Source organism: Winogradskyella schleiferi (genome assembly GCF_013394655.1).
Taxonomy (GTDB): Bacteria; Bacteroidota; Bacteroidia; order Flavobacteriales; family Flavobacteriaceae; genus Winogradskyella; species Winogradskyella schleiferi.
Window position 1 is genome coordinate 3237754 of sequence record NZ_CP053351.1, and the last position, 13810, is coordinate 3251563.

14 protein-coding genes and 1 tRNA gene are annotated in these 13810 nt (G+C 33.3%); 8 read left to right on the plus strand and 7 right to left on the minus strand.

Annotated elements, in window-relative coordinates; genetic code table 11:
* Positions 1-116 precede the first annotated feature (116 nt).
* On the minus strand, positions 117-1280 hold the full coding sequence (locus tag HM990_RS14065) for a FecR family protein (protein WP_178989556.1): 1164 nt from the start codon (positions 1278-1280) through the stop codon (positions 117-119).
* Between the two features lie 112 nt (positions 1281-1392).
* Between HM990_RS14065 and HM990_RS14070 the strand changes: the two genes are divergently transcribed.
* Positions 1393-1980 (plus strand): RNA polymerase sigma factor, encoded by a 588-nt coding sequence (locus HM990_RS14070; protein ID WP_178989558.1) that lies wholly within the window; start codon positions 1393-1395, stop codon positions 1978-1980.
* 336 nt (positions 1981-2316) lie between these two features.
* Here HM990_RS14070 and HM990_RS14075 read toward each other — a convergent pair.
* A tRNA-Arg gene (locus HM990_RS14075) sits at positions 2317-2393 on the minus strand.
* An 85-nt stretch (positions 2394-2478) separates the two neighbouring features.
* Here HM990_RS14075 and HM990_RS14080 point away from each other — a divergent pair.
* The 7 genes from HM990_RS14080 to HM990_RS14110 all read left to right on the plus strand — a co-directional run bounded on the left by HM990_RS14080 (position 2479) and on the right by HM990_RS14110 (position 6946).
* Positions 2479-3114 (plus strand): Crp/Fnr family transcriptional regulator, encoded by a 636-nt coding sequence (locus tag HM990_RS14080; RefSeq protein WP_178989560.1) that lies wholly within the window; start codon positions 2479-2481, stop codon positions 3112-3114.
* A gap of 58 nt (positions 3115-3172) precedes the next feature.
* Positions 3173-3730, plus strand: a complete 558-nt coding sequence (locus HM990_RS14085; RefSeq protein ID WP_178989562.1) for a YeeE/YedE family protein — start codon at positions 3173-3175, stop codon at positions 3728-3730.
* Positions 3731-3732: 2 nt separating this feature from the next.
* The gene (locus tag HM990_RS14090) at positions 3733-4149 is read left to right on the plus strand and encodes a DUF6691 family protein (RefSeq protein ID WP_178989564.1); all 417 of its coding nucleotides are present in this window, start codon (positions 3733-3735) and stop codon (positions 4147-4149) included.
* Positions 4150-4950 carry a sulfite exporter TauE/SafE family protein gene (locus tag HM990_RS14095; protein ID WP_178989566.1) on the plus strand — a complete coding sequence of 267 codons (801 nt, stop codon included), beginning with the start codon at positions 4150-4152 and terminating at the stop codon, positions 4948-4950.
* 71 nt (positions 4951-5021) lie between these two features.
* Complete coding sequence (locus HM990_RS14100; protein WP_178989567.1) at positions 5022-6428, plus strand: MBL fold metallo-hydrolase; 1407 nt, start codon at positions 5022-5024, stop codon at positions 6426-6428.
* A gap of 35 nt (positions 6429-6463) precedes the next feature.
* Positions 6464-6667, plus strand: coding sequence for a YgaP family membrane protein (locus HM990_RS14105; protein WP_178989569.1), 204 nt, complete (start codon positions 6464-6466; stop codon positions 6665-6667).
* 6 nt (positions 6668-6673) lie between these two features.
* Positions 6674-6946, plus strand: coding sequence for a heavy-metal-associated domain-containing protein (locus HM990_RS14110; protein WP_178989571.1), 273 nt, complete (start codon positions 6674-6676; stop codon positions 6944-6946).
* A 51-nt stretch (positions 6947-6997) separates the two neighbouring features.
* Here HM990_RS14110 and HM990_RS14115 read toward each other — a convergent pair whose 3' ends face one another.
* The 5 genes from HM990_RS14115 to HM990_RS14135 form a co-directional block, all read right to left on the minus strand.
* Entirely contained in the window at positions 6998-7270 is a 273-nt protein-coding gene (locus tag HM990_RS14115) for an ATP-dependent Clp protease adaptor ClpS (protein ID WP_178989573.1), read from the minus strand.
* A 60-nt stretch (positions 7271-7330) separates the two neighbouring features.
* On the minus strand, positions 7331-8167 hold the full coding sequence (prmA, locus tag HM990_RS14120; RefSeq protein ID WP_178989575.1) for a 50S ribosomal protein L11 methyltransferase: 837 nt from the start codon (positions 8165-8167) through the stop codon (positions 7331-7333).
* A gap of 162 nt (positions 8168-8329) precedes the next feature.
* Entirely contained in the window at positions 8330-8965 is a 636-nt protein-coding gene (locus tag HM990_RS14125) for a response regulator (protein WP_178989577.1), read from the minus strand.
* Positions 8955-10892, minus strand: coding sequence for a tetratricopeptide repeat protein (locus HM990_RS14130; protein ID WP_178989579.1), 1938 nt, complete (start codon positions 10890-10892; stop codon positions 8955-8957). The genes HM990_RS14125 and HM990_RS14130 overlap by 11 nt, the downstream gene beginning before the upstream one ends.
* A gap of 65 nt (positions 10893-10957) precedes the next feature.
* Positions 10958-13654, minus strand: coding sequence for a tail fiber domain-containing protein (locus HM990_RS14135; protein WP_178989581.1), 2697 nt, complete (start codon positions 13652-13654; stop codon positions 10958-10960).
* Positions 13655-13810 lie beyond the last annotated feature (156 nt).

Consider the following 13810-nt stretch of genomic DNA (forward strand, 5'->3'; position numbering starts at 1 on the left):
ATTTAATTTTCATAAATTTACATTGTGTTAGTTATATATTGATATTAATTAGTACAGTCTAGAGGGACGAAGTTGATTCACCGCAAAATGTTTGACTTCGCCCTCTTTTTTATTTTCTATTTTAGAATTACTCGTTGTTTTTCAATTTCATAATTTTTAATAACACCAAAGTTTTTTATAGTTTCTAATATATCTTCAAGCTTTTGGTCTTTCCCTATAGCACCATTAAAACCAGCATTTTTGATTTCAACATCATTAAATTGTACATCTATATTATACCATCTAGATAATACTTTCATAATATCGCCTAATGGCTTTCTTTGAAAACTAAAAACACCTTCTTTCCAAGACGTTTCATTATAAACATCAACATCAGAAATCGTTAATGATTTCTCCTTTAGATTAAGATTAGTTTGCTGATTGGGCTTTAATATTTGATTAGATATCGCTGAGTTTATCGAGACTTTACCTTCTACCAAAGTTGTGTAGATATTGGTTTCATCTCTATAGGCTTTGATATTAAATTCTGTTCCTAAGACCTCAATTTCTTGAGATTGATTAAATACTTTAAATTTAGATCCGCCATGTTCTGAACTAGGTGACACATCAAAATAAGCTTCGCCATATACTAACTCAACCTTACGAGCTTCACCTTCAATAAAACTTACTGGATATTCTAGTTGAGATTCAGAGTTTAACCAAACTTGTGTACCGTCAGAAAGTTTAATAAAGAATTGACCTCCTCTAGGGATAGTCAGATAATTATATACAACCTCTGTTTTATTTCTTTTTTCAGCTTCATAAATAATTTCCTCGCCATTACTGCTAGCATTATGTGTTTGATAAGACTCACCCTTTTCTAATACAATTTGAGAACCATCTTCTAATGTCAATGTAGCTTTATCTGTACCAGGTTCAATTGTAGAATTTACAATTACCGGATTATCAACTACAGGTTTTTCATAAATTCCATTTTTGAAAAAGTAAATTGAAAGTATTATTCCTGCAAGTATAGCCGCATATTTAGAATAATTTTGTATTGTTTTAAGTCTTAAAACTTTTTTATCCTCTTTAATAAGATGATGAAGTTTTTTCTTTGTTTTATCTGCATCAAATGTCTTCAAATTAAACTCTATTAAATAATTAGTTTTTACAAAACTGTTAAATTCCTTTACGTTACCTGGGTCTCTTAGCAAAAGTTCTAATTCATCCAATTCTTGAGAAGTGGCTTGGTTTACTAAATATTTAACAATTAAATTTTGGTTGTTTTTCGATATCATTGAAATCTCATTGTATATAAGTAAAACGAAACAAAATTGCACAACCCTAACTTTTTTGATAAGTTTTTTTATAATTTCGCATTAAATCATACTAAATTATATCAACTTCACAGTGCAACAAGTTTTTAAAAATGACACGGATTTTATTAAGTCATTAAAAAATGGCGAACCAAAAGCATATACGCATTTGGTCGATTCATTTCATCATAAATTATGTATCTATGCTTTCGGACTTACAAATGACCATGATTATTCTGAAGACATCGTGCAAAACGTCTTCATTAACATTTGGAAGAAACGCGAACAGCTTAAGGATGATTTTTCAATAAAAAATTATTTATATAGATCTGTATACAATGAATTTATAGACCAGTATCGTAAAAAGAAATCGGTTATTGAGCTTGAAAAGAAATATATTGACGCTTTGAGTTCTATTGTTGAGGAAGATGAAAACTCATTAGATCGACTTATAACAATAGTAAATCAAGAGATTGAAAACCTCCCTCCTAAATGTAAACAAACATTTTTGCTAAGCAAGAAAGATGGATTAACAAATATAGAGATTGCCGAGTATTTAAACGTTTCTATTAAATCTGTCGAAGCTCATATTACAAAAGCATTTTCTATATTACGAAAAGTTCTAGGTGAAAAAATGCAGGGGTTTTTATTTCTATTATTTGGAGTGCACAAAATAGAATAATTGAGATAGGGTTACTCTTATTCTATTTTTTATTTTATTTACATAGCCTTGTATAAAATTATGTGATAGTATTTTTTTTAGTGAGTGAATGAGTAGTTTAATTATGTTTCTAATAGTACTCAATTACTCAACATAATTTATTGATTTCTTCTCTTCTAATCATGAAAATTCTCTCAAATCGTATTTTTTAGTTTACATTTACTAAATCATCAGTTTGAAACACTAAATAAGCAATATGACTGAACTAACTAGTGAATTAAATACTATATATTCTGCAAATATTCTGCAAATAAAAAAACCAACACTTTCAAAATCGCTTGAAAGCATTGGTTTCACTGGTGACCTCGACAGGATTCAAACCTGTAACCTCTTGAGCCGTAATCAAGTGCGCTATTCAGTTGCGCCACGAGGCCTTTTTATTGGGATGCAAATATACTACATAAATTAAAAATCTACCAAACTATTTATTTCAAATTTCAAAATGATTATTTTTGGACCATGATTTCTAAAGAAAACCTTGAGCAATTCAGTTATTTGTTTGATGAAACTATCATCGACGATATTTCTAATGTCGCACAATTAAAAACGTTCAAAAAAAACGATATCATTATAGATATTGGCCAAGAATTAACTCATATTCCATTACTTACAGAAGGTAACATCAAAGTGTTGCGAGAAGATAATGATGGCCATGAACTGTTATTGTATGTATTAGAAACTGGTGATACTTGTGCCATGTCCCTCACTTGTTGTATGGCCAAATCTGTTAGTAAAATTCGTGCTATTGCAGATGAAGATGCTAGCGTTATTATGATTCCTATTTCCTATATGACAAAGTGGTTTAATTCCAATGATAGCTGGAGAAGTTTTATTCTGCAGAGTTATCAGGTTCGTTTTGACGAAATGCTGGAAACCATAGATACACTCGCTTTTATGAAGATGGATGAGCGCTTGTTTAAATATCTTACTGACCAAGTAAAACTCAATGCTTCAACCAGTCTCGAAATAACACATCAAGAAATTGCCGAAGATTTAAATACTTCTCGAGTTGTTATCTCTCGACTTTTAAAACAATTGGAACGCGAACAAAAAATTGAACTCGGCAGAAACAAAATCATTGTTTTAGACTTTTAGTCACTTTTGTAACACAGTCTTAAATCATAGAATCCTATTTTTGCATTAATCTAATTTTATGGAATACATTTTAAAGCCATGGCCTTGGTTTGTCTCAGGACCTTTGATTGCATTAGTCATGTTTCTTCTGCTCTATTTTGGTAGAACCTTCGGTATGTCATCAAACCTAAGAACGTTATGTGCCATTGGAGGCGCAGGAAAAAGAACTGAATTTTTCAATTTCGATTGGAAAAGCCAACGATGGAATCTCGTGGTAGTCCTTGGCGCTATCGTTGGTGGCTTCATAGCCCATTATTGGCTGTCAAACCCTATAAACATAGACCTCAGCGAAGCGACAGTTAACGATTTAACTGCTCTCGGATTTCAAAATGTTGGTGAGAGTTTATTGCCACCCGAATTATTTAGCTGGGATGCCGTGTTTAGCATTAAAGGTATTTTAATACTCATTGTTGGTGGATTTTTAGTAGGATTCGGTACAAGATATGCTGGAGGTTGTACTTCTGGTCATGCTATTACGGGTTTAAGCAGTTTACAGGTTCCGTCACTAATAGCCGTGATTGGTTTTTTCTTGGGAGGACTAATCATGATTCACCTTTTTTATCCAATACTATTTTAACTATGGGGAAGTATATTAAATTTTTTCTGGTCGGCATTTTCTTCGGCATTGTATTGGTAAAATCTGAAGCGGTTTCTTGGTATCGCATTTTTGAAATGTTTAAATTTCAATCCTTTCATATGTATGGCATTATAGGTACAGCCGTTATAACTGGCATCATATTATTGGCTTTTTCTAAAATGAAAAAAATAAAAACCATTAAAGGTTCAACTTTAAGAGTACCTTTAAAAGAACGTGGCTTTACAAACTATATATTAGGTGGCACTATTTTTGGACTGGGCTGGGCATTATGTGGCGCTTGTCCTGGTCCAATGTACATTTTATTTGGTACAGGAGCATTCTCAATTCTCATTGTAATTGCAGCTGCCTTATTAGGGACTTATGTTTACGGATTATTAAGAGACAAATTGCCGCATTAAATGGAACTCGTTGAGATATTAGGATATTTAGGTGCACTGGTTGTTGGTCTGGTACTAGGCTTAATAGGTGGAGGTGGTTCTATTTTAACGGTTCCTATTATGGTTTATCTCATAGGATTAAATCCTATTGTAGCTACTGGATACTCCTTATTTGTTGTAGGAATAACATCCGTTTTTGGAGCATTTCAAAATTATAGAAAAGGCTTGGTGGATGTAAAGACAGCAATTGTTTTTGCTGTGCCTGCATTTATAGTCGTCTATCTTACAAGACGGTATTTTGTCCCTATAATACCAGATGTGGTTTTTACCATTAATGATTTTGATGTTACCAATGATATTTTCATCATGATTTTCTTTTCTCTGGTGATGCTCTTGGCGAGTTATTCTATGATTAAAGGAAGAAAAAATATCTCTCCTACAGAAACAAAAAGTCTAAAACACAATTATCCCATGATTGCGTTTCAAGCTACAGTTATTGGTGTTTTTTCGGGTATTGTAGGAGCTGGCGGCGGATTTTTAATTATACCAACACTTGTGATTTTAGGCAAACTACCTATGAAAAAAGCGATAGGCACGTCATTATTTGTCATCGCTGTAAATTCGTTGTTCGGCTTTCTTGGTGATGTATCCAATATCGCAATTGATTGGAATTTCCTATTGATATTCACCTTCATTTCAATTATAGGAATTCTTATAGGCTCGTATTTTTCAAAATATATAAGTGGAAAAAAACTCAAAACAGGATTTGGTTATTTTACAATTGTAATGGCTATTTACATTGTTTATAGAGAGCTCTTTTAACACACTTTGTGATAAATATCACATTTCAAAAATTGAAGTTTTGTAAATTTGTATTACGTAATGTTTTAAATATGAAAATTGAACAATTATACACAGGCTGTTTAGCGCAAGGCGCTTACTATATTGAATCTGAAGGCGAAGTTGCCATAATTGATCCACTTAGGGAAGTACAACAGTATGTTGACAAGGCTAAGGCCAACAACGCCAAAATAAAATATATTTTAGAAACGCATTTTCATGCCGATTTTGTTTCTGGTCATGTAGATTTGGCTAAAGAAACTGGTGCTACCATCGTTTTTGGTCCAGGTGCAACGACTCAATATGATATTCATTCCGCTAAAGATGGCGAAGAATTAAAACTAGGAAATGTAACTTTAAAGGTTCTGCACACGCCAGGTCATACATTGGAATCGGCAACCTATTTATTAATAGACAAAAATGGAAAAGACCACGCTATTTTTTCTGGTGACACCTTATTTTTAGGTGATGTTGGAAGACCTGATTTAGCGATAAAGTCCGATTTAACCAAAGAAGATTTAGCAGGTATGCTATTCGACTCGCTTCGAAATAAAATCATGCCTTTGGCAGATGATGTTATTGTATATCCTGCTCATGGTGCAGGTTCGGCTTGCGGAAAAAATTTAAGTAAGGAGACGTCTGGTCTTTTAGGAGAACAGAAAAAAACCAATTATGCGTTGCGTGCTGATATGAGTAAGGAAGAATTTGTAAAAGAAGTTCTCGACGGTATCCCTCCACCTCCACAATATTTCGCTAAGAATGCCATGATGAACAAAATGGGCTACGATACTTTTGATACTGTATTAAAAACTGGTAATGTTCCTCTTAATCCTGAAGAATTTGAAGCATTGGCAAATCATGAATCCGCATTGGTTTTAGATGTAAGACCTCAATCCGATTTTATAAAAGGCCATATTCCTAATTCTATTTTTATTGGATTAAATGGTTCATTTGCACCTTGGGTTGGTGCTTTAATAACGGATATCAAACAACCAATCGTTCTTGTGGTTCCTGAAGGTAAATCGGAAGAAGCCGTTACAAGGTTATCTCGTGTTGGCTATGACAACACTTTAGGTTTTCTAGAAGGTGGACTTGAAGCCTGGAAAAAAGCAGGTAAAGATATTGAAACATTAGAATCAATTTCAGCTGAGGAATTTGCTAACAGAGCAAAACAGGATAACTTAAATGTTTTAGATGTTCGCAAAGATGGTGAGTATCTATCGTCGCATCTAGAAGATGCCCAACATTTATCCTTGGATTTTATTAATGAAAAGATGGATGACGTCAGTAAGGACAAAACCTATTATGTACATTGTGCTGGTGGTTATCGTTCTGTAATTGCTGCTTCGATCCTGAAAGCACGAGGCTATGATAAATTAATTGATATTGCTGGTGGATTTGGTGCTATTAAAAACACCGATTTAAAGACAACGGATTTTGTTTGTCCATCTACGCTTTAACTAACTGACTAACAGATTTTAAAAATTTATTCATCATGAAACAGAATATGGGTGCTTTGGATAAAGGAGTCAGAATAATTGCCGCAATTGTCATCGCTTTACTTTATTATTTTAATGTCATTGAAGGCACATTAGCTTATGTTTTAATGGCTGTGTCCATCATATTTTTATTAACGAGTTTCATCAGTTTCTGCCCATTATACACCTTATTTGGGTGGAATACTTGCAAACGCAAATAAAACAACATGAAAAAAAATACATTTTATATACAAAACCTAAAATGTGGTGGTTGTGCCAATACAATTATAACACAACTATCAAAATTAAATGGTGTTTCTGAAGTGGTTGTAAATAACGATACAGATCAAGTAAGTTTTAATGCTATTTCAGAACTTGAAATTGAACAGGTAAAGCAAAAGCTAACTACCTTAGGATATCCTATTAAGGGTGAAACTAATTCCATACCAACGAAAGCAAAATCTTTTGTGAGTTGTGCTGTTGGCAGAATGTCGAAATAAATGAAATAATATTTAGTTGTAATAAAAAATCCCACATAAAGTGGGATTTTTTTAAACTATTTCTGCGTTTAGTCCAGCTTGTAAGAGCTTGGAGCATCGTGGTTCTAAATCGTCGTAGGAACCTGTTTTAACTGTACATTTCCCTTTATAATGCACTAATAATGCACATTGCTCTGCCTGTTCTGGCATGTGATCACAAGCGTATATTAAGGTGTCGATAACATGATCGAACGTATTGACCTCATCATTAAATAATACAATTTCGTTTTCTTTTAATACTTCTTCTTTTAAGAGAAGTTCTTCTGAATGTTTTTCTTTTGTCATCCCCTTTGTCCTTCGGACGTTTCCACTAAGGGAAAACGCCATGGTTAAACTTTAGTTATACTAATTTATAAATTTTAACGATACCCACTGTCCTTTTTGTATAGTTTCAGTCAATTTTAACATCTGTTTATTACATTCGGCTTCAATAATTGGAATGTCTTCTTTGTAAAACCCGCTTAAAAAGAGCATTCCGTTTTTATTTAGACACTTGGCGTAAGTTGAAATGTCTTGAAGCAATATATTGCGATTGATGTTAGCTATGATACTGTCGTAAGTCTTGCCTTCCAATAATTTTACGTCACCTTCATACACCGAAATATGGTTACAATCGTTTCGTTCTACATTTTCTAAACTATTCAAATAACACCAATTATCAATATCGATTGCATCAAGTTTTGTGGCTCCGACCTTTTCTGCTAAAATTGCTAAGACACCTGTACCACAACCCATATCCAACACTGATTTGCCTATAAAATCATTTTTCAGAATATGTTGAATCATCATGTGTGTGGTTTCATGATGACCTGTACCGAAACTCATTTTAGGCTCTATGATGATATCATATTTGGTATCTGGTTTTTCGTGAAATGGTGCACGAACGGAAACTAAATGATCTACAATGATAGGATTGAAGTTTTTTTCCCATTCTTTGTTCCAGTTGGTTTGTTCTATTTCTTCAAAAGTATAGGTGATTTCGAATTCGTCGGAATTTAAAATGTGAATATCGCTCAAGATATCTTCGTTCCATTCTTCTTTTTGAATGTATGCGCTTACGCCCTCTTCGGTTTCCACAAAACTTTCAAAACCTGTATAGCCCAGTTCTGCTATTAAGATTTCGGTAGCTGGTTGTAATGGTTTTACTATAAAATTGTAACCTATGTATATATTATTTGACATGTAACTAATTTAGTCCACAAAGTTACATCAATATGTCATAATTATAAAAAAAGCATTTATCAAAAATAGTCTTGATAAATGCTTTGCTTCAGTTCCCTACAACCAAAGACTACGTTTCAAATTCAGCTTATTTACAAATTAAAAAAATTCAATTGGCCTCACTTATAATAGCTGTTTCTCAATAGCTATTTTAATAATCCCAACGCTATTTTTTGCGCCTAGTTTACTCATAATATTCATTCGATGTGTTTCCACTGTTTTTGGGCTAATGAATAGTTTTTCTGAAATTTGCTTCGTTGTTAACTCTTCCGAAATACCCACTAGGACATCATGTTCCCTTCTGGTTAATTTAATTTCTAAACCATTGTTAGTTGACAAAGACGACATTTGCATGAGCAACTTGTCATTAATACTTTTTTGAATATACAAGTTACCAGACAAAACGGACTTCAGCGCCTCAATTAATTCAACTTTATCCGTGTTTTTTAATAAATAACCATGAACACCATTTTTTAGCATTCGTTTTACAAAGGAGATATCTTCAAAATTTGTAAGTGCTATAATTTTTAATTCCGGGTAGCGTTTCAGTAGTTTCTTACTTAAATCAATACCGTTTATATCAGGCAGATTAATATCTAGCAAGAGCACATCAGGAATAGCTTTTTTTAATCCCTCAGTAGTCTCTTGAGCATTAGTGTATGATGCAATTATGGTAACTTCCGAAGTATTTCCCAACATCGTTTCGATGCCTTTTAGCACCATAACGTGATCGTCCGTAATTGCAATTTTAATTTTCATTTAATGTTTTTAAATCAATATCAATGGTATAAGATGTTCCGTTTTTATTGGACATAAAATCTAAAGAGGCATTTAAATAGTCTATTCTTGACTGGATATTACTTAAGCCAATTCCTTTTATTTCCACATCATTTCTGTCAAAACCTTTTCCATTATCCTCTACAGTAATTTGAATCTCATTAGCTCTATGACTTATTTGAACAGTAATTTCACTAGCTTCTGCATGCTTAATTGCATTTGATATGAGTTCTTGAATAATTCTAAAGATATTTACCTCAGCTTTTTTTGAAATCCGTAAGTTGTTTCCTATGTTCTGAAATACAATTTTTTCTTTATTGACCGCATTTAAATTTGCACAATAATTCTCCGTAGCTTCAACTAAGTTAAAGTTTTCTAGGGAAGGCGGCACTAAATTATGCGAAATTGCCCTCACCTGACTACAAGAATCATCTATCATAGTTATGGTCTCTTTGATTACATTATTATTCAAGTCTAACAAAGAGGACAACTTGTGTTTTATGGCTGATAAATCACCATTTACACCATCGTGTAATTCTTTGGCTATTCTGAAACGTTCTTTCTCCTCGCCCTCTATTAATGATTCCAGTGCATTTACCTTTGCTTTATTTCTAATTGCAATTAACTCCTGATTTTTTCGTTTCTGTCGTTGTCTAAAAATAAGCCAACTCGCTAAAGCTAAAATTAAGAATAATAATGCTGTACCTATAGCATAATTCATTTTTACCTTTTGTTTATTAATTCTATTACTTTGTTCTACTATTTCTAGACTTTGAGCGTTTATTTCAGCATTCTTTTTTTCAGTTTCAAATTGCTTTTGAAGCAGGTTCAATGACTTAATATTTTCTTCGTTAACAAGCGCATCACTAAATTCATTGTACTTTTTTGAATGATAAAACGCTTCTTTATAATTACCAAGTGCTTCACTTACCTCAGTACTTAATTTATGAATACTCTTTAAATCCTGCATGGATTCTGATGCCATTGGAAGTATAGCATCAAGAATTTCTTTCGCTTTTTTAAACTCTTTGGATTCGTTATATAAAGAGGCTAAACTAATATTAGTACCTACCAAATCTCTTGCATAGTTATTCGATTCCTGAATTTTCGCTGCACTTTGGAAATATGAAAGTGCCTTTTCCTTATTTCCATTAACTCTTTCTATATTTCCTAAATTATTATAATTCATGGCGATTCCCCATTGATTATCAATTTCGAGATCTATGGCAATGGCTTTCTTATAATAATCTTGGGCTATAGTATATTGTTTTTTAGAAAAGTAAATACTGGCCATACTGTTGTACGTATCAGCTATATCTGCCTTTTTATTCGATATACGATTAAAATCCAAGGCTTTCTTAAAACTTTCTAGGGCTTCATTATAGCGTTTTAGATTTTTCTGGACTATTCCAATACTATTCCAAGTAAACCCATAACTTGAAGTATCCTTTTTAAGCTCATACCAATGAAGTGTTTCAAAATAAGATTCTAAACTATTTTCATAATCACCTTGAAGCGCATATACAACCCCTTTCTGGTAAGCTACATTAGCTTGAGCCATACTGTCTTTTTCCTGGATAGCAAATTTCTTATAAAGATCAAGGTTCTTATGAGCTTTGCTGTATTCCCCTGAAAACCGATATATCACTCCATATTTATAGTTGACCTGTGCTACACCCCTTTCATTATTGATTTGACTGTATTTACTATATGCCGTATCATTATATGCTTCTGCTGTCTCCAAATCTCTTAGTATATGCAACCAAGCTAAACGTTGAAAAGCATCAGCTCTATCAACTTCTTTTTCAGCCGTTTTTGTTAGTGTTTTTAAACTATCAATGATTTTTGTTTGTGCAAAAGTGATTGAACAGAGGTGGATAAGAATTAATATGAATAGTGCTTTCTTCAAAAACATATAATCTGGATTGCCCTCTAAATTAATTAAAATATTACCAATACTTGTTTGAAATAATCTTAGTCTTGCCTTAAAAGTCCTTTTATTTCTTCTATTTCTCTCCGAAGGGTGTCTAATTCTTCCTGCTGTATTTCAATAATAGTTTGTTGCTCTTGCATGGCTTTGACCAACGGCACCACAAATTCGGCATAGTTAAGCCCATAAAGTCCGTCTTTACCAAAACGGACCACACCATGAAAATCAAAGTCAACAGCTTGTGCTGCAGCTTCAACTTCTTGGGCTAAAAAACCTGTTTGTATTTCTTGTGCTTTTAATTGCTCAGCATCTTTTAATCGTAAACTATCAGGTGTTTTTTCAAAATGAGCTATGGCATTCATATTATAGTTATAACTTACAGGTCGCAGTTTTTTAATAAAGTTAAGGCCCACTACATCTTCCCTAATATTTGTTTTTAGACGTCTATCTGAAAACGTGCTCCAATTCGCCGAACCACCTATTATAGCTACAGATGCATTTCCCACACGAATTGTATTCGAGGATAATGGAACCGCATTATAACCAACTGCTGTGGTGTTATTCAAAACACCAATTACAGGACCCGAATTAGCACCAATTGCTGTATTTCTTCCTCCTGTAGTTATATTTTCTAAAGTTTCAAAACCCACTGCGACATTTAAATTGCCAGATAAATTTATATTTGAAAAAAGGCTCCTGTAACCAATAGCCGTGTTTTTGCCTCCTGATGTATTTGAATACAAACTTTGATAACCTAAAGCTGTATTCCATGTTCCTTGATTAAAATAGAGACTTTGATAGCCAATGGCCACATTAAGACCACCTGATCCAGAATTAGTATAAAGGCTTTCATAACCTAAGGCTGTATTTCCGTGACCGGTAGTATTTGAAAACATACTAGAAATACCAATAGCTGTATTCTCTCTACCTGTTCTATTTGAAGAAAGACTACTCCACCCAGTTGCAGTATTTCCATTCCCTGTTGTATTAGAATTTAGACTATTCCATCCGATAGCCGTATTGTCATCTCCTGTAGTGTTAGACAATAGACTTGAATCACCTAATGCCGTATTTTCTGTGCCAGAAATATTATTAAACAGACTTTGATAACCAATTGCAGAATTAGAGTTACCCGAAGTATTTGAAAACAAACTTTGATACCCAACACTTGTATTCGTGGTTCCTGATGTATTTGATAAACCAGCATTTTGTCCTAAAAACAAAGAAGTTGTATTATCTGATTTACCATCTGCTAAATCGTTAATTCGTTCAACATTTACTTTCGTCCAAGTCGATGTGCTATTTTTCCAGTAGTAAAATGAATTATTTGAATTTAAAAACACCATCATCCCATTTTGAGCCGCTGTTGGATTAGTTGCAGGAAACACATTAACACGAGGAATTAAAATACCATCTACACTTGTTGGCGTTGCTACATTAGAAGCTTCAATATCCAATGAGGCATTGGGCGCATTATCGTTTATACCTACTCTTCCATCCTTTAGCCAGGTCATACGTTCTGCTTCATTACCAGAAAAAGTTCTGGACCATAAGTTCAATTTATCATCTGAGCCAGTATATAAAAATTCAAAACCGTAATCTGCGCCTTCTAATAATGAAATAGAAGAAGAATTGCCATCATTTGTTTTTATCTTTAAAGTTGAATTGGTTGTTTTCACCACCTCAAAATCGCCATTGGTTCGCAATAAATCATTGTCAAATTCGCCATAGATTAAAGGACTTGTACCTCCTAAATTTTCAATATACAGGTTATTATTATCTGCAAACGAGTTTAGTCCTGAATTGTTCCCTATAAAAATATTATTTGAACCTGTATTGGTTGAACCAGATTGGAATCCTAAAGCCACATTGCCGCTGCCAGAAGTATTGTCATACAAGGATTCTGTACCAATACTCGTATTCTGATTGCCCGTAGAATTACTATCTAATGAATTTGCTCCAAAGGAAACATTTTCATCTCCTGAAAACATATTGGACATCGCATTGTATCCTATTCCAGTATTTAATGAACCGTCTCTATTATTATCTATAGCATAATTACCAATGGCCGTATTATTCTCGCCGATTGTATTTCGAATTAAGGCGCGATAACCTATTGCTGCATTAAATGACCCAGAGGAATTATCCTGTAACGCTCTGCGTCCTATGGCCACATTACCATCGCCATCTATATTATTTGTAAGTGTGCTGTAACCTATAGCTTCATTACCAAAACCATCAATATTATTAAATAAAGATTGATATCCAATAGCAACATTATCAAAGCCTATGGTATTTGAATGTAAACTTTCAAAACCAACCGCAATATTTCTATTATCAGAGCCATCATCTGCTGCCCCAGAATTAATTCCAAGAAAAAGAGATGATCCATTGTCAGAGCCATCATTATCAGATTTGCCATCATTTAAATCATTAATTTTTTGAATTGTAGCTCCAGAGAGAGCAATCCAAGAAATACTCACATTATCCCAATAATAAAAGCCTTTCGCTGGTGCGCCATTTCCAGTAACATAAACAAGAATACCATCTTGAGCTGCAGTAGGAATTGTAACTGGAAAATCATCTATTTTAGGGATTAATATACCATCTGTATTTGTAGGTGTAGTTTGGTTAGAGGATTGAATATCCAAACTTGCATTTGGCGATGTGGTATTAATACCCACTTGAGCTATACATAGAAACGGTAATAGAATACATAAGAAAGCCATTTTATTATCCATGTGTTCCAACTATTTTTTGAATATCTAAAACTAAATAACACTTTTCAGCTTTAAACCAACTGATTAATAACTAGTTGCAAATTACACAGATAGCTTATAAAAAAGCCAAGGGTATTCTCTGAATATTAAAATTCAGGGAATACCCTTAGAAATTTG